Below are 18,212 nucleotides of genomic sequence, written 5' to 3' on the forward strand. Positions count from 1 at the left end.
AAAAATTTTACGAAGTTCGCGCTTATTGAAGCCGAAAGAAAAGAATTTAATTCTTCTCTTTCAATTCCGGCGAAATAAGAGCGGCAAAACAGAGATTGAACTAAAGAGTTTGATCCTGGCTCAGATTGAACGCTGGCGGCATGCCTTACACATGCAAGTCGAACGGCAGCGCGGGAGCTTGCTCCTGGCGGCGAGTGGCGCACGGGTGAGTAATGCATCGGAACGTGTCTTCTTGTGGGGGATAACTGTCCGAAAGGACAGCTAATACCGCATGAGACCTGAGGGTGAAAGCAGGGGATCGCAAGACCTTGCGCAGGAAGAGCGGCCGATGTCCGATTAGCTTGTTGGCGGGGTAAAGGCCCACCAAGGCGACGATCGGTAGCTGGTCTGAGAGGACGACCAGCCACACTGGGACTGAGACACGGCCCAGACTCCTACGGGAGGCAGCAGTGGGGAATTTTGGACAATGGGGGCAACCCTGATCCAGCCATGCCGCGTGCAGGATGAAGGTCTTCGGATTGTAAACTGCTTTTGTCAGGGACGAAAAGGGATGCGATAACACCGTGTTCTGCTGACGGTACCTGAAGAATAAGCACCGGCTAACTACGTGCCAGCAGCCGCGGTAATACGTAGGGTGCAAGCGTTAATCGGAATTACTGGGCGTAAAGCGTGCGCAGGCGGTTTTGTAAGATAGATGTGAAATCCCCGGGCTCAACCTGGGAATTGCATATATGACTGCAAGACTTGAGTTTGTCAGAGGAGGGTGGAATTCCAAGTGTAGCAGTGAAATGCGTAGATATTTGGAAGAACACCGATGGCGAAGGCAGCCCTCTGGGACATGACTGACGCTCATGCACGAAAGCGTGGGGAGCAAACAGGATTAGATACCCTGGTAGTCCACGCCCTAAACGATGTCTACTAGTTGTTGGGAGAGCAATCTCTTGGTAACGCAGCTAACGCGTGAAGTAGACCGCCTGGGGAGTACGGTCGCAAGATTAAAACTCAAAGGAATTGACGGGGACCCGCACAAGCGGTGGATGATGTGGATTAATTCGACGCAACGCGAAAAACCTTACCTAGCCTTGACATGCCAGGAACCCTGAAGAGATTCGGGGGTGCCCGCAAGGGAATCTGGACACAGGTGCTGCATGGCTGTCGTCAGCTCGTGTCGTGAGATGTTGGGTTAAGTCCCGCAACGAGCGCAACCCTTGTCATTAGTTGCTACGAAAGGGCACTCTAATGAGACTGCCGGTGACAAACCGGAGGAAGGTGGGGATGACGTCAAGTCCTCATGGCCCTTATGGCTAGGGCCTCACACGTCATACAATGGTCGGAACAGAGGGAAGCGAAGCCGCGAGGTGAAGCCAATCCCAGAAAACCGATCGTAGTCCGGATTGCAGTCTGCAACTCGACTGCATGAAGTCGGAATCGCTAGTAATCGCGGATCAGCATGCCGCGGTGAATACGTTCCCGGGTCTTGTACACACCGCCCGTCACACCATGGGAGTGGGGTTCACCAGAAGACGTTTGCCCAACCGAAAGGAAGGCGGCGTCCACGGTGGGCTTCATGACTGGGGTGAAGTCGTAACAAGGTAGCCGTACCGGAAGGTGCGGCTGGATCACCTCCTTTAAAGAGAGTCGGAGTTCTTTAGAGAACGCCTTCAGAGACTTTCACGGTGTTCACACTTATCAGGTCGTTGAGATTTGATCGATCTTTAAAAATTTGGAAAAGTAAAGACATTCTGAAGTTGTCTTGAGGAGAAGTTGAGATGTTTCTCTTCAGATAAAGGCAGCTTCAGGGGTTGTGATTGCATTCAAAACATCGATTCATTGAAGTTCATCGAGAACCGACATGATTCAGAGAAGCAGCGCGTTACAGGTCGTCTTGTTACTTTGAAGGCAAAAGGCTTCAGAGTTATAGGATCAAGCGACTAAGTGTATGTGGTGGATGCCTTGGCGATCACAGGCGATGAAGGACCCGGCAGCCTGGGAAAAGCCGTGGGGAGCTGGCAAGCAAGCTTTGATCCACGGATGTCCGAATGAGGAAACTCACTTCCTTTAAGGAAGTATCAATGAGTGAATACATAGCTCATTGAGGCGAACGCAGTGAACTGAAACATCTAAGTAACTGCAGGAAAAGAAATCAACCGAGATTCTGAAAGTAGCGGCGAGCGAAATTGGAAGAGCCTGCAAGCGTTAGCAGATTCGATACCGGAACGGTCTGGAAAGGCCGGCTACAGAGGGTGACAGCCCCGTACGGGAAATTGGATCTGTGGGACTGAGCTTGCGACAAGTAGGGCGGGACACGAGAAATCCTGTCTGAAGATGGGGGGACCATCCTCCAAGGCTAAATACTCGTGATCGACCGATAGTGAACCAGTACTGTGAAGGAAAGGTAAAAAGAACCCCGGGAGGGGAGTGAAATAGATCCTGAAACCGCATACATACAAACAGTAGGAGCCCGCAAGGGTGACTGCGTACCTTTTGCATAATGGGTCAGCGACTTACGTTCAATGGCGAGCTTAACCGGATAGGGGAGGCGCAGCGAAAGCGAGTCCGAACAGGGCGAAATTCAGTCGTTGGGCGTAGACCCGAAACCAGATGATCTATCCATGGTCAGGCTGAAGGTGTGGTAACACACACTGGAGGGCCGAACCGACTAGTGTTGCAAAATTAGCGGATGAACTGTGGATAGGGGTGAAAGGCTAAACAAATCTGGAGATAGCTGGTTCTCCCCGAAAACTATTGAGGTAGTGCCTCGTGTAGGGCTCCAGGGGGTAGAGCACTGTTATGGCTAGGGGGACATGGCGTCTTACCAAACCATGGCAAACTCCGAATACTTGGAAGTCAGAGCACGGGAGACAGAGCACCGGGTGCTAACGTCCGGACTCAAAAGGGAAACAACCCAGACCGCCGGCTAAGGTCCCTAATATTGACTAAGTGGAAAACGAAGTGGGAAGGCTAAGACAGTCAGGAAGTTGGCTTAGAAGCAGCCATCCTTCAAAGAAAGCGTAATAGCTCACTGATCGAGTCTTCCTGCGCGGAAGATGTAACGGGGCTAAGTCAATAACCGAAGCCGCGGATTCGACCGCAAGGTTGAGTGGTAGGGGAGCGTTCCGTAAGCCTGAGAAGGCGGACCCGCGAGGGCTGCTGGAGGTATCGGAAGTGCGAATGCTGACATGAGTAACGTTAAAGCGGGTGAAAAGCCCGCTCGCCGCAAGCCCAAGGTTTCCTGCTCTACGTTCATCGGAGCAGGGTGAGTCGGCCCCTAAGGCGAGGCTGAGAAGCATAGCTGATGGGAACCAGGTTAATAGTCCTGGACCGATTGCAGGTGCGAAGGAGGGACGGAGTGCTGAAGGTCATCCGGGTGTTGGATATCCCGGTTTGCGAGCGTAGGAAGCCGGCAGGCAAATCCGCCGGCGAATTTCCGAGGCGAAGCATCGAGGCTGGTTTCAGCTGAAGTGACTGAATGGACTTCCAGGAAAAGCTTCTAAGCATCAGCCTGCAATTGACCGTACCGCAAACCGACACTGGTGGGCGAGCTGAATATGCTCAGGCGCTTGAGAGAACTCAGGAGAAGGAACTCGGCAAATTGACACCGTAACTTCGGGATAAGGTGTGCCTTTGTAGTGTGAAGGGAGAAACACCCGGAGCATGAAGAGGTCTCAGAGAATTGGTGGCTGCAACTGTTTACTAAAAACACAGCACTCTGCAAAGACGAAAGTCGACGTATAGGGTGTGATGCCTGCCCGGTGCTGGAAGATTAATTGATGGGCTGCAAGGTCCTGATCGAAGTCCCAGTAAACGGCGGCCGTAACTATAACGGTCCTAAGGTAGCGAAATTCCTTGTCGGGCAAGTTCCGACCTGCACGAATGGCATAATGATGGCCACACTGTCTCCTCCTGAGACTCAGTGAAGTTGAAGTGTTTGTGATGATGCAATCTCCCCGCGGCTAGACGGAAAGACCCCATGAACCTTTACTGCAGCTTTGCATTGGACTTTGAACCGATCTGTGTAGGATAGGTGGGAGGCAGTGAAGTTAGGACGCCAGTCTTAACGGAGCCATCCTTGAAATACCACCCTGATTTGTTTGAGGTTCTAACCTGGGAGCGTGATCCGCTTCGGGGACCGTGCATGGTAGGCAGTTTGACTGGGGCGGTCTCCTCCTAAAGGGTAACGGAGGAGTGCGAAGGTACGCTAGGCACGGTCGGAAATCGTGCTGATAGTGCAATGGCAAAAGCGTGCTTGACTGCGAGTCCGACAAGACGAGCAGATACGAAAGTAGGTCATAGTGATCCGGTGGCTCTGCATGGAAGGGCCATCGCTCAACGGATAAAAGGTACTCTGGGGATAACAGGCTGATACCGCCCAAGAGTTCATATCGACGGCGGTGTTTGGCACCTCGATGTCGGCTCATCTCATCCTGGGGCTGTAGCCGGTCCCAAGGGTATGGCTGTTCGCCATTTAAAGAGGTACGTGAGCTGGGTTTAAAACGTCGTGAGACAGTTTTGTCCCTATCTGCCGTGGGCGCTGGAAGATTGACGGGGGCTGTTCCTAGTACGAGAGGACCGGAATGGACTCACCTCTGGTGTACCGGTTGTCACGCCAGTGGCACCGCCGGGTAGCTATGTGGGGAAAGGATAACCGCTGAAAGCATCTAAGCGGGAAACCTGCCTGAAGATAAGTCTTCCTGGAGGCTTTGACCTCCCTGAAGAGTCGTTCGAGACCAGGACGTTGATAGGTCGGGTGTGCAAGCGCTGTGAGGCGTTGAGCTGACCGATACTAATTGCTCGTGAAGCTTGATCCTATAACCGTGAAGCTTTTCATCATGACGGTGAGAAGAACTTCAAGAGAATCGAGAAAGCAGTCGCAACTGCAGTCTTTGCTTTTCCACCCCTTTTAAGCCTGGTGACCATAGCGTGACGGCCCCACTCCTTCCCATTCCGAACAGGACAGTGAAACGTCTCCGCGCCGATGATAGTTGGTTGTATTTCCAGTGAAAGTAGGTCATCGCCAGGCTCCCTACAAACGAAACCCCTGTTGGCTTAAGGCCGGCAGGGGTTTTCGCTATTTATGAGAGGGTTGACTTTTCAACGCGCTGCCAAAAAGGCAGCGATGAAAAAAAAGTTTAAAAACGCTCTTGACAAACAGACTAAGCTTCCGTAAAATGCAAAGTCTGCGCTGAACGAAAAGATTCAGCGAAGTTCTTTAAAAATCAGATTCAACGAACCGATAAGTGTGAACATCGGAAAGCTTGAGGCGCTCGCTAAAGAGCGTCGGAATTTCACGATTCCGAAGACTCAAAAATTTTACGAAGTTCGCGCTTATTGAAGCCGAAAGAAAAGAATTTAATTCTTCTCTTTCAATTCCGGCGAAATAAGAGCGGCAAAACAGAGATTGAACTAAAGAGTTTGATCCTGGCTCAGATTGAACGCTGGCGGCATGCCTTACACATGCAAGTCGAACGGCAGCGCGGGAGCTTGCTCCTGGCGGCGAGTGGCGCACGGGTGAGTAATGCATCGGAACGTGTCTTCTTGTGGGGGATAACTGTCCGAAAGGACAGCTAATACCGCATGAGACCTGAGGGTGAAAGCAGGGGATCGCAAGACCTTGCGCAGGAAGAGCGGCCGATGTCCGATTAGCTTGTTGGCGGGGTAAAGGCCCACCAAGGCGACGATCGGTAGCTGGTCTGAGAGGACGACCAGCCACACTGGGACTGAGACACGGCCCAGACTCCTACGGGAGGCAGCAGTGGGGAATTTTGGACAATGGGGGCAACCCTGATCCAGCCATGCCGCGTGCAGGATGAAGGTCTTCGGATTGTAAACTGCTTTTGTCAGGGACGAAAAGGGATGCGATAACACCGTGTTCTGCTGACGGTACCTGAAGAATAAGCACCGGCTAACTACGTGCCAGCAGCCGCGGTAATACGTAGGGTGCAAGCGTTAATCGGAATTACTGGGCGTAAAGCGTGCGCAGGCGGTTTTGTAAGATAGATGTGAAATCCCCGGGCTCAACCTGGGAATTGCATATATGACTGCAAGACTTGAGTTTGTCAGAGGAGGGTGGAATTCCAAGTGTAGCAGTGAAATGCGTAGATATTTGGAAGAACACCGATGGCGAAGGCAGCCCTCTGGGACATGACTGACGCTCATGCACGAAAGCGTGGGGAGCAAACAGGATTAGATACCCTGGTAGTCCACGCCCTAAACGATGTCTACTAGTTGTTGGGAGAGCAATCTCTTGGTAACGCAGCTAACGCGTGAAGTAGACCGCCTGGGGAGTACGGTCGCAAGATTAAAACTCAAAGGAATTGACGGGGACCCGCACAAGCGGTGGATGATGTGGATTAATTCGACGCAACGCGAAAAACCTTACCTAGCCTTGACATGCCAGGAACCCTGAAGAGATTCGGGGGTGCCCGCAAGGGAATCTGGACACAGGTGCTGCATGGCTGTCGTCAGCTCGTGTCGTGAGATGTTGGGTTAAGTCCCGCAACGAGCGCAACCCTTGTCACTAGTTGCTACGAAAGGGCACTCTAGTGAGACTGCCGGTGACAAACCGGAGGAAGGTGGGGATGACGTCAAGTCCTCATGGCCCTTATGGCTAGGGCCTCACACGTCATACAATGGTCGGAACAGAGGGAAGCGAAGCCGCGAGGTGAAGCCAATCCCAGAAAACCGATCGTAGTCCGGATTGCAGTCTGCAACTCGACTGCATGAAGTCGGAATCGCTAGTAATCGCGGATCAGCATGCCGCGGTGAATACGTTCCCGGGTCTTGTACACACCGCCCGTCACACCATGGGAGTGGGGTTCACCAGAAGACGTTTGCCCAACCGAAAGGAAGGCGGCGTCCACGGTGGGCTTCATGACTGGGGTGAAGTCGTAACAAGGTAGCCGTACCGGAAGGTGCGGCTGGATCACCTCCTTTAAAGAGAGTCGGAGTTCTTTAGAGAACGCCTTCAAAGACTTTCACGGTGTTCACACTTATCGGATCGTTGAGTTCTGAAGCGCAGGATTGGGTCTGTAGCTCAGCTGGTTAGAGCATCGTCTTGATAAGGCGGGGGTCGATGGTTCGAATCCATCCAGACCCACCAATCCAACGTTTGCGACGCCGTAGGCAAGAGAGTGAAATCGTTCGATTTCTTGCCTATGGCGCTGTTAACTCAGCGCGAAGTTCTTTAAAAATTTGGAAAAGTAAAGACATTCTGAAGTTGTCTTGAAGAGAAGTTGAGATGCTTCTCTTCAGATAAAGGCAGCTTCAGGGGTTGTGATTGCATTCAAAACATCGATTCATTGAAGTTCATCGAGAACCGAAATGATTCAGAGAAGCAGCGCGTTACAGGTCGTCTTGTTGCTTTGAAGGCAAAAGGCTTCAGAGTTATAGGATCAAGCGACTAAGTGTATGTGGTGGATGCCTTGGCGATCACAGGCGATGAAGGACCCGGTAGCCTGGGAAAAGCCGTGGGGAGCTGGCAAGCAAGCTTTGATCCACGGATGTCCGAATGAGGAAACTCACTTCCTTTAAGGAAGTATCAATGAGTGAATACATAGCTCATTGAGGCGAACGCAGTGAACTGAAACATCTAAGTAACTGCAGGAACAGAAATCAACCGAGATTCTGAAAGTAGCGGCGAGCGAAATTGGAAGAGCCTGCAAGCGTTAGCGGATTCGATACCGGAACGGTCTGGAAAGGCCGGCTACAGAGGGTGACAGCCCCGTACGGGAAATTGGATCTGTGGGACTAAGCTTGCGACAAGTAGGGCGGGACACGAGAAATCCTGTCTGAAGATGGGGGGACCATCCTCCAAGGCTAAATACTCGTGATCGACCGATAGTGAACCAGTACTGTGAAGGAAAGGTAAAAAGAACCCCGGGAGGGGAGTGAAATAGATCCTGAAACCGCATACATACAAACAGTAGGAGCCCGCAAGGGTGACTGCGTACCTTTTGCATAATGGGTCAGCGACTTACGTTCAATGGCAAGCTTAACCGAATAGGGGAGGCGCAGCGAAAGCGAGTCCGAACAGGGCGAAATTCAGTCGTTGGGCGTAGACCCGAAACCAGATGATCTATCCATGGTCAGGCTGAAGGTGTGGTAACACACACTGGAGGGCCGAACCGACTAGTGTTGCAAAATTAGCGGATGAACTGTGGATAGGGGTGAAAGGCTAAACAAATCTGGAGATAGCTGGTTCTCCCCGAAAACTATTGAGGTAGTGCCTCGTGTAGGGCTCCAGGGGGTAGAGCACTGTTATGGCTAGGGGGACATGGCGTCTTACCAAACCATGGCAAACTCCGAATACTTGGAAGTCAGAGCACGGGAGACAGAGCACCGGGTGCTAACGTCCGGACTCAAAAGGGAAACAACCCAGACCGCCGGCTAAGGTCCCTAATATTGACTAAGTGGAAAACGAAGTGGGAAGGCTAAGACAGTCAGGAAGTTGGCTTAGAAGCAGCCATCCTTCAAAGAAAGCGTAATAGCTCACTGATCGAGTCTTCCTGCGCGGAAGATGTAACGGGGCTAAGTCAATAACCGAAGCCGCGGATTCGACCGCAAGGTTGAGTGGTAGGGGAGCGTTCCGTAAGCCTGAGAAGGCGGACCCGCGAGGGCTGCTGGAGGTATCGGAAGTGCGAATGCTGACATGAGTAACGTTAAAGCGGGTGAAAAGCCCGCTCGCCGCAAGCCCAAGGTTTCCTGCTCTACGTTCATCGGAGCAGGGTGAGTCGGCCCCTAAGGCGAGGCTGAGAAGCATAGCTGATGGGAACCAGGTTAATAGTCCTGGACCGATTGCAGGTGCGAAGGAGGGACGGAGTGCTGAAGGTCATCCGGGTGTTGGATATCCCGGTTTGCGAGCGTAGGAAGCCGGCAGGCAAATCCGCCGGCGAATTTCCGAGGCGAAGCATCGAGGCTGGTTTCAGCTGAAGTGACTGAATGGACTTCCAGGAAAAGCTTCTAAGCATCAGCCTGCAATTGACCGTACCGCAAACCGACACTGGTGGGCGAGCTGAATATGCTCAGGCGCTTGAGAGAACTCAGGAGAAGGAACTCGGCAAATTGACACCGTAACTTCGGGATAAGGTGTGCCTTTGTAGTGTGAAGGGAGAAACACCCGGAGCATGAAGAGGTCTCAGAGAATTGGTGGCTGCAACTGTTTACTAAAAACACAGCACTCTGCAAAGACGAAAGTCGACGTATAGGGTGTGATGCCTGCCCGGTGCTGGAAGATTAATTGATGGGCTGCAAGGTCCTGATCGAAGTCCCAGTAAACGGCGGCCGTAACTATAACGGTCCTAAGGTAGCGAAATTCCTTGTCGGGCAAGTTCCGACCTGCACGAATGGCATAATGATGGCCACACTGTCTCCTCCTGAGACTCAGTGAAGTTGAAGTGTTTGTGATGATGCAATCTCCCCGCGGCTAGACGGAAAGACCCCATGAACCTTTACTGCAGCTTTGCATTGGACTTTGAACCGATCTGTGTAGGATAGGTGGGAGGCAGTGAAGTTAGGACGCCAGTCTTAACGGAGCCATCCTTGAAATACCACCCTGATTTGTTTGAGGTTCTAACCTGGGAGCGTGATCCGCTTCGGGGACCGTGCATGGTAGGCAGTTTGACTGGGGCGGTCTCCTCCTAAAGGGTAACGGAGGAGTGCGAAGGTACGCTAGGCACGGTCGGAAATCGTGCTGATAGTGCAATGGCAAAAGCGTGCTTGACTGCGAGTCCGACAAGACGAGCAGATACGAAAGTAGGTCATAGTGATCCGGTGGCTCTGCATGGAAGGGCCATCGCTCAACGGATAAAAGGTACTCTGGGGATAACAGGCTGATACCGCCCAAGAGTTCATATCGACGGCGGTGTTTGGCACCTCGATGTCGGCTCATCTCATCCTGGGGCTGTAGCCGGTCCCAAGGGTATGGCTGTTCGCCATTTAAAGAGGTACGTGAGCTGGGTTTAAAACGTCGTGAGACAGTTTTGTCCCTATCTGCCGTGGGCGCTGGAAGATTGACGGGGGCTGTTCCTAGTACGAGAGGACCGGAATGGACTCACCTCTGGTGTACCGGTTGTCACGCCAGTGGCACCGCCGGGTAGCTATGTGGGGAAAGGATAACCGCTGAAAGCATCTAAGCGGGAAACCTGCCTGAAGATAAGTCTTCCTGGAGGCTTTGACCTCCCTGAAGAGTCGTTCGAGACCAGGACGTTGATAGGTCGGGTGTGCAAGCGCTGTGAGGCGTTGAGCTGACCGATACTAATTGCTCGTGAAGCTTGATCCTATAACCGTGAAGCTTTTCATCATGACGGTGAGAAGAACTTCAAGAGAATCGAGAAAGCAGTCGCAACTGCAGTCTTTGCTTTTCCACCCCTTTTTAGCCTGGTGACCATAGCGTGACGGCCCCACTCCTTCCCATTCCGAACAGGACAGTGAAACGTCTCCGCGCCGATGATAGTTGGTTGTATTTCCAGTGAAAGTAGGTCATCGCCAGGCTCCCTACAAACGAAACCCCTGTTGGCTTGAGGCCGGCAGGGGTTTTCGCTATTTATGAGAGGGTTGACTTTTCAACGCGCTGCCGAGAAGGCAGTGAAGAAAAAAGTTTAAAAACGCTCTTGACAAAATGGAACGACTTCTGTATGATTTCGATCCTTCGCTGATCAAACAGCGAAAAGTTCTTTAAAAATCAGATTCAACGAACCGATAAGTGTGAACATCGGAAAGCTTGAGGCGCTCGCTGAAGAGCGTCGGAATTTCACGATTCCGAAGACTCAAAAATTTTACGAAGTTCGCGCTTATTGAAGCCGAAAGAAAAGAATTTAATTCTTCTCTTTCAATTCCGGCGAAATAAGAGCGGCAAAACAAAGATTGAACTAAAGAGTTTGATCCTGGCTCAGATTGAACGCTGGCGGCATGCCTTACACATGCAAGTCGAACGGCAGCGCGGGAGCTTGCTCCTGGCGGCGAGTGGCGCACGGGTGAGTAATGCATCGGAACGTGTCTTCTTGTGGGGGATAACTGTCCGAAAGGACAGCTAATACCGCATGAGACCTGAGGGTGAAAGCAGGGGATCGCAAGACCTTGCGCAGGAAGAGCGGCCGATGTCCGATTAGCTTGTTGGCGGGGTAAAGGCCCACCAAGGCGACGATCGGTAGCTGGTCTGAGAGGACGACCAGCCACACTGGGACTGAGACACGGCCCAGACTCCTACGGGAGGCAGCAGTGGGGAATTTTGGACAATGGGGGCAACCCTGATCCAGCCATGCCGCGTGCAGGATGAAGGTCTTCGGATTGTAAACTGCTTTTGTCAGGGACGAAAAGGGATGCGATAACACCGTGTTCTGCTGACGGTACCTGAAGAATAAGCACCGGCTAACTACGTGCCAGCAGCCGCGGTAATACGTAGGGTGCAAGCGTTAATCGGAATTACTGGGCGTAAAGCGTGCGCAGGCGGTTTTGTAAGATAGATGTGAAATCCCCGGGCTCAACCTGGGAATTGCATATATGACTGCAAGACTTGAGTTTGTCAGAGGAGGGTGGAATTCCAAGTGTAGCAGTGAAATGCGTAGATATTTGGAAGAACACCGATGGCGAAGGCAGCCCTCTGGGACATGACTGACGCTCATGCACGAAAGCGTGGGGAGCAAACAGGATTAGATACCCTGGTAGTCCACGCCCTAAACGATGTCTACTAGTTGTTGGGAGAGCAATCTCTTGGTAACGCAGCTAACGCGTGAAGTAGACCGCCTGGGGAGTACGGTCGCAAGATTAAAACTCAAAGGAATTGACGGGGACCCGCACAAGCGGTGGATGATGTGGATTAATTCGACGCAACGCGAAAAACCTTACCTAGCCTTGACATGCCAGGAACCCTGAAGAGATTCGGGGGTGCCCGCAAGGGAATCTGGACACAGGTGCTGCATGGCTGTCGTCAGCTCGTGTCGTGAGATGTTGGGTTAAGTCCCGCAACGAGCGCAACCCTTGTCATTAGTTGCTACGAAAGGGCACTCTAATGAGACTGCCGGTGACAAACCGGAGGAAGGTGGGGATGACGTCAAGTCCTCATGGCCCTTATGGCTAGGGCCTCACACGTCATACAATGGTCGGAACAGAGGGAAGCGAAGCCGCGAGGTGAAGCCAATCCCAGAAAACCGATCGTAGTCCGGATTGCAGTCTGCAACTCGACTGCATGAAGTCGGAATCGCTAGTAATCGCGGATCAGCATGCCGCGGTGAATACGTTCCCGGGTCTTGTACACACCGCCCGTCACACCATGGGAGTGGGGTTCACCAGAAGACGTTTGCCCAACCGAAAGGAAGGCGGCGTCCACGGTGGGCTTCATGACTGGGGTGAAGTCGTAACAAGGTAGCCGTACCGGAAGGTGCGGCTGGATCACCTCCTTTAAAGAGAGTCGGAGTTCTTTAGAGAACGCCTTCAGAGACTTTCACGGTGTTCACACTTATCAGGTCGTTGAGATTTGATCGATCTTTAAAAATTTGGAAAAGTAAAGACATTCTGAAGTTGTCTTGAAGAGAAGTTGAGATGCTTCTCTTCAGATAAAGGCAGCTTCAGGGGTTGTGATTGCATTCAAAACATCGATTCATTGAAGTTCATCGAGAACCGACATGATTCAGAGAAGCAGCGCGTTACAGGTCGTCTTGTTGCTTTGAAGGCAAAAGGCTTCAGAGTTATAGGATCAAGCGACTAAGTGTATGTGGTGGATGCCTTGGCGATCACAGGCGATGAAGGACCCGGCAGCCTGGGAAAAGCCGTGGGGAGCTGGCAAGCAAGCTTTGATCCACGGATGTCCGAATGAGGAAACTCACTTCCTTTAAGGAAGTATCAATGAGTGAATACATAGCTCATTGAGGCGAACGCAGTGAACTGAAACATCTAAGTAACTGCAGGAACAGAAATCAACCGAGATTCTGAAAGTAGCGGCGAGCGAAATTGGAAGAGCCTGCAAGCGTTAGCAGATTCGATACCGGAACGGTCTGGAAAGGCCGGCTACAGAGGGTGACAGCCCCGTACGGGAAATTGGGTCTGTGGGACTAAGCTTGCGACAAGTAGGGCGGGACACGAGAAATCCTGTCTGAAGATGGGGGGACCATCCTCCAAGGCTAAATACTCGTGATCGACCGATAGTGAACCAGTACTGTGAAGGAAAGGTAAAAAGAACCCCGGGAGGGGAGTGAAATAGATCCTGAAACCGCATACATACAAACAGTAGGAGCCCGCAAGGGTGACTGCGTACCTTTTGCATAATGGGTCAGCGACTTACGTTCAATGGCGAGCTTAACCGGATAGGGGAGGCGCAGCGAAAGCGAGTCCGAACAGGGCGAAATTCAGTCGTTGGGCGTAGACCCGAAACCAGATGATCTATCCATGGTCAGGCTGAAGGTGTGGTAACACACACTGGAGGGCCGAACCGACTAGTGTTGCAAAATTAGCGGATGAACTGTGGATAGGGGTGAAAGGCTAAACAAATCTGGAGATAGCTGGTTCTCCCCGAAAACTATTGAGGTAGTGCCTCGTGTAGGGCTCCAGGGGGTAGAGCACTGTTATGGCTAGGGGGACATGGCGTCTTACCAAACCATGGCAAACTCCGAATACTTGGAAGTCAGGGCACGGGAGACAGAGCACCGGGTGCTAACGTCCGGACTCAAAAGGGAAACAACCCAGACCGCCGGCTAAGGTCCCTAATATTGACTAAGTGGAAAACGAAGTGGGAAGGCTAAGACAGTCAGGAAGTTGGCTTAGAAGCAGCCATCCTTCAAAGAAAGCGTAATAGCTCACTGATCGAGTCTTCCTGCGCGGAAGATGTAACGGGGCTAAGTCAATAACCGAAGCCGCGGATTCAACCGCAAGGTTGAGTGGTAGGGGAGCGTTCCGTAAGCCTGAGAAGGCGGACCCGCGAGGGCTGCTGGAGGTATCGGAAGTGCGAATGCTGACATGAGTAACGTTAAAGCGGGTGAAAAGCCCGCTCGCCGCAAGCCCAAGGTTTCCTGCTCTACGTTCATCGGAGCAGGGTGAGTCGACCCCTAAGGCGAGGCTGAGAAGCATAGCTGATGGGAACCAGGTTAATAATCCTGGACCGATTGCAGGTGCGAAGGAGGGACGGAGTGCTGAAGGTCATCCGGGTGTTGGATATCCCGGTTTGCGAGCGTAGGAAGCCGGCAGGCAAATCCGCCGGCGAATTTCCGAGGCGAAGCATCGAGGCTGGTTTCAGCTGAAGTGACTGAATGGACTTCCAGGAAAAGCTTCTAAGCATCAGCCTGCAATTGACCGTACCGCAAACCGACACTGGTGGGCGAGCTGAATATGCTCAGGCGCTTGAGAGAACTCAGGAGAAGGAACTCGGCAAATTGACACCGTAACTTCGGGATAAGGTGTGCCTTTGTAGTGTGAAGGAAGAAACATCCGGAGCATGAAGAGGTCTCAGAGAATTGGTGGCTGCAACTGTTTACTAAAAACACAGCACTCTGCAAAGACGAAAGTCGACGTATAGGGTGTGATGCCTGCCCGGTGCTGGAAGATTAATTGATGGGCTGCAAGGTCCTGATCGAAGTCCCAGTAAACGGCGGCCGTAACTATAACGGTCCTAAGGTAGCGAAATTCCTTGTCGGGCAAGTTCCGACCTGCACGAATGGCATAATGATGGCCACACTGTCTCCTCCTGAGACTCAGTGAAGTTGAAGTGTTTGTGATGATGCAATCTCCCCGCGGCTAGACGGAAAGACCCCATGAACCTTTACTGCAGCTTTGCATTGGACTTTGAACCGATCTGTGTAGGATAGGTGGGAGGCAGTGAAGTTAGGACGCCAGTCTTAACGGAGCCATCCTTGAAATACCACCCTGATTTGTTTGAGGTTCTAACCTGGGAGCGTGATCCGCTTCGGGGACCGTGCATGGTAGGCAGTTTGACTGGGGCGGTCTCCTCCTAAAGGGTAACGGAGGAGTGCGAAGGTACGCTAGGCACGGTCGGAAATCGTGCTGATAGTGCAATGGCAAAAGCGTGCTTGACTGCGAGTCCGACAAGACGAGCAGATACGAAAGTAGGTCATAGTGATCCGGTGGCTCTGCATGGAAGGGCCATCGCTCAACGGATAAAAGGTACTCTGGGGATAACAGGCTGATACCGCCCAAGAGTTCATATCGACGGCGGTGTTTGGCACCTCGATGTCGGCTCATCTCATCCTGGGGCTGTAGCCGGTCCCAAGGGTATGGCTGTTCGCCATTTAAAGAGGTACGTGAGCTGGGTTTAAAACGTCGTGAGACAGTTTTGTCCCTATCTGCCGTGGGCGTTGGAAGATTGACGGGGGCTGTTCCTAGTACGAGAGGACCGGAATGGACTCACCTCTGGTGTACCGGTTGTCACGCCAGTGGCACCGCCGGGTAGCTATGTGGGGAAAGGATAACCGCTGAAAGCATCTAAGCGGGAAACCTGCCTGAAGATAAGTCTTCCTGGAGGCTTTGACCTCCCTGAAGAGTCGTTCGAGACCAGGACGTTGATAGGTCGGGTGTGCAAGCGCTGTGAGGCGTTGAGCTGACCGATACTAATTGCTCGTGAAGCTTGATCCTATAACCGTGAAGCTTTTCATCATGACGGTGAGAAGAACTTCAAGAGAATCGAGAAAGCAGTCGCAACTGCAGTCTTTGCTTTTCCACCCCTTTTTAGCCTGGTGACCATAGCGTGACGGCCCCACTCCTTCCCATTCCGAACAGGACAGTGAAACGTCTCCGCGCCGATGATAGTTGGTTGTATTTCCAGTGAAAGTAGGTCATCGCCAGGCTCCCTATAAACGAAGCCCCTGTTGATTTGATGTCAGCAGGGGCTTTCGCATATTCTGATTCCCAGCCGTTAAAATCGTCTTCTTCAGGTCCGGTCGAGCGGCTACATTCAGCACTACTCCTACACCCAGCATGATCTTCAAGCGTTCATTGATCTCTGAACTCGCCAACATTGCGGGCGGAGTCTTCACCGTGCTTTTCACGATCGTTCTTGCGGTCGCCATGGTGCGCTTCATTAATCTGGCGGCCGGCGGCAGCGTGGATCATTCTGCGGTGCTGCAGCTCGTTATCTACAACGCGCTCGTGAACCTTCCGCCTCTTCTTGCCGCTTCGCTTTTTATTGCTGCGCTGATGACGCTCATGCGCTCCTGGCAGGACAACGAGATGGTGGTCTGGTTCTCTTCCGGAGGCCGCTCGCTCCTCTCATGGATCGAACCCATGATGCGCTTTGCGCTTCCCGTCGTCGTCATGATCGCACTGCTTTCGATTGTGATTTCGCCCTGGGCGCGTTCGGAGACGTATAAGCTTCGCAACCAGTTCACGCAGCGCGAGGACGTGAATGCCATTGCGCCCGGACGCTTCATTGAGGCGCAGGGAGGCAAGCGCGTCTTCTTCATTGAATCCGCGGGCGAAACGCCCAATGAAGTCGGCCGGGTCTTCATGGCGGAAGCTGGAGTCGGGAAAGAGTCTGTTGTTACGGCTGAAAAAGGCGCGATTGAAATCAACGCCGAAGGCGACCGCTACATTGTGCTTAAGAACGGCAGCCGCTTTGAGACGGAGAACGCCTCTGCGGCCACCCGGGTCATCGACTTTCAGGATTACGGCGTGAGGCTCGACATCCGCGTCGACGATGCCTTCCGGTCGACCCGGGCCAATTCGCAGCCGCTCTCCGTCCTTCTGGCGCTTCCGACGCCAGAAAATCAGGCCGAGCTTCTCTGGCGCTTCTCCTGGCCGCTCGCTGCGCTGAATCTGGTGCTGCTCGCAATACCGCTCTCATGCACGTCTCCGCGTGCCGGAAGAAGCCTCAATCTCCTCATGGCGGCTCTCATCTTCATTCTTTACCTGAACGGCCTTTCTGTGGCGGAAAGCTGGGTAACGCGCGAGCGGCTGACGCTCATTTCCGCGCTTCTCCTTCTCAACGGTTCCGTTTTCCTCATCGCGGTTCTTCTCTTTATAAGACGCATCTGGATGACCCGGTGGCTTCCGAGATGGATGTCCGTTTGGTACTGGAAGCAGCGTCGTTCCGAAGGGGGGCGCTAAATGTCCGTCATCGCCCGACAGTTCACGAAGGATATCCTTCTTTCCACCGTATTCGTCCTTGTCATCCTGATTGCGCTTTTTGCGTTCTTCGACCTCATCGGACAGATGGACGAGGTGGGGAGCAACAAGTACGACCTTGCGACGGCGTTTCTCCTCACGGGGCTCACGCTCCCGTCGCGCGCCTATGAGGTGGCGCCGCTTGCCGTGCTGCTTGCCGCCGTCTATACGATGTCGCGCTGGGCGTCGACGTCGGAATTCACGGTGCTTCGCGCCGCGGGCCTCTCGCCCTGGCGCCTTGCCGCAACGCTCATTCTGCCGGGGGTGCTCCTCGTGGCCGGCACCTATGGCATGGGTGAAGTCGTGGCGCCCTGGGCGCAGCGCTATCAGACGGAAGTGCGCTCAACCGGCGACCAGTCGCTCTCTGCACGAGGCTATGTCTCGGGCGCCTGGATCCGCGACGTCGCAAGGACTGAAGGCGGAGCCTCGATTGACCGCTACATCAACATCCGCTCGATCAGCGCGTCGAACCGCTATGCAACCGGCGCCTGGCGCGTCTTTGAGTTCGACGATTCCGGCCGGCTCGAGCGCATGATCCGTGCCGATTCCGGACTCTTTAAGCCCGGGGAAGGATGGACACTTTCGGATGTTACGCTGGTGACCTATCCCGTGATGAACGACAGCCGTACCGATCCGAACCAGACGCCGGTAACGAGCGAAAGGCTCTCCGAATTCCTCTTCCCCTCCACCATTACGCCCGAGATTCTCGGCGTCATGACGACAAAGCCCGATCGCATGGGGATGATGGATCTCTTGAGCTACATCGAGCACCTCACGTCGGTCAACCAGGACGCGGACCATTTCGTCGCCGTCTTCTGGTCGAAGGCTTTTTATCCCCTTGCGGTTCTGGTGATGCTTGCCATCTCCATGCCCTTTGCGTACATGAACGCGCGCTCCGGAGGCGTTGCCATCAAGATTTTCCTCGGCGTCCTCATCGGCATTGCGTTCTATGCGCTCAACAATCTCTTTTCCTACCTTTCCATCTTTGCTGCGGTGCCGCCAGCGGTAATGGCGGCAGCCCCTTCCGTCATGATGTTTATCCTCTCGGGGGCCATGCTCTGGTGGGTTGAAAAACGCTGATCAGTGATCCGGCGTTTGCAGAATAAAAGAAG

The 18,212-nt window shown here is 53.1% G+C and carries 2 protein-coding genes, 1 tRNA gene and 9 rRNA genes; all 12 read left to right on the plus strand.

Annotated elements, in window-relative coordinates:
• Positions 1–97: 97 nt before the first annotated feature.
• The 12 genes from FG381_RS08750 (at position 98) to lptG (ending at position 18,180) form a co-directional block, all read left to right on the plus strand.
• Positions 98–1,630, plus strand: a 16S ribosomal RNA gene (locus FG381_RS08750).
• A gap of 291 nt (positions 1,631–1,921) precedes the next feature.
• Positions 1,922–4,808, plus strand: a 23S ribosomal RNA gene (locus tag FG381_RS08755).
• A gap of 97 nt (positions 4,809–4,905) precedes the next feature.
• Positions 4,906–5,020: ribosomal RNA gene (rrf, locus tag FG381_RS08760) — 5S ribosomal RNA — on the plus strand.
• A 380-nt stretch (positions 5,021–5,400) separates the two neighbouring features.
• Positions 5,401–6,933: ribosomal RNA gene (locus FG381_RS08765) — 16S ribosomal RNA — on the plus strand.
• An 89-nt stretch (positions 6,934–7,022) separates the two neighbouring features.
• A tRNA-Ile gene (locus FG381_RS08770) sits at positions 7,023–7,099 on the plus strand.
• A 290-nt stretch (positions 7,100–7,389) separates the two neighbouring features.
• Positions 7,390–10,276: ribosomal RNA gene (locus tag FG381_RS08775) — 23S ribosomal RNA — on the plus strand.
• Positions 10,277–10,373: 97 nt separating this feature from the next.
• Positions 10,374–10,488, plus strand: a 5S ribosomal RNA gene (gene rrf / locus FG381_RS08780).
• A 374-nt stretch (positions 10,489–10,862) separates the two neighbouring features.
• A 16S ribosomal RNA gene (locus FG381_RS08785) occupies positions 10,863–12,395 on the plus strand.
• 291 nt (positions 12,396–12,686) lie between these two features.
• Positions 12,687–15,573: ribosomal RNA gene (locus FG381_RS08790) — 23S ribosomal RNA — on the plus strand.
• Positions 15,574–15,670: 97 nt separating this feature from the next.
• Positions 15,671–15,785: ribosomal RNA gene (gene rrf, locus FG381_RS08795) — 5S ribosomal RNA — on the plus strand.
• Together the 16S, 23S and 5S rRNA genes with 1 tRNA gene alongside form the textbook arrangement of a ribosomal RNA operon.
• A gap of 130 nt (positions 15,786–15,915) precedes the next feature.
• A complete protein-coding gene (lptF, locus tag FG381_RS08800; RefSeq protein WP_139688461.1) occupies positions 15,916–17,043 on the plus strand; it encodes an LPS export ABC transporter permease LptF in 1,128 nt (375 codons plus the stop codon).
• Positions 17,044–18,180: an LPS export ABC transporter permease LptG gene (lptG, locus tag FG381_RS08805; RefSeq protein WP_139688462.1), complete on the plus strand. Its 1,137-nt coding sequence runs from the start codon at positions 17,044–17,046 to the stop codon at positions 18,178–18,180.
• Positions 18,181–18,212: the final 32 nt, after the last annotated feature.

The sequence above is a fragment of the Sutterella faecalis genome (genome assembly GCF_006337085.1).
In the GTDB taxonomy this organism is placed as follows: Bacteria; Pseudomonadota; Gammaproteobacteria; order Burkholderiales; family Burkholderiaceae_F; genus Sutterella; species Sutterella faecalis.

Bases quoted from the DNA above. Each gene is read 5' to 3' on its own strand.
- lptF (WP_139688461.1), top strand. From the start codon at position 15,916: ATGATCTTCAAGCGTTCATTGATCTCTGAACTCGCCAACATTGCGGGC.
- lptG (WP_139688462.1), top strand. From the start codon at position 17,044: ATGTCCGTCATCGCCCGACAGTTCACGAAGGATATCCTTCTTTCCACC.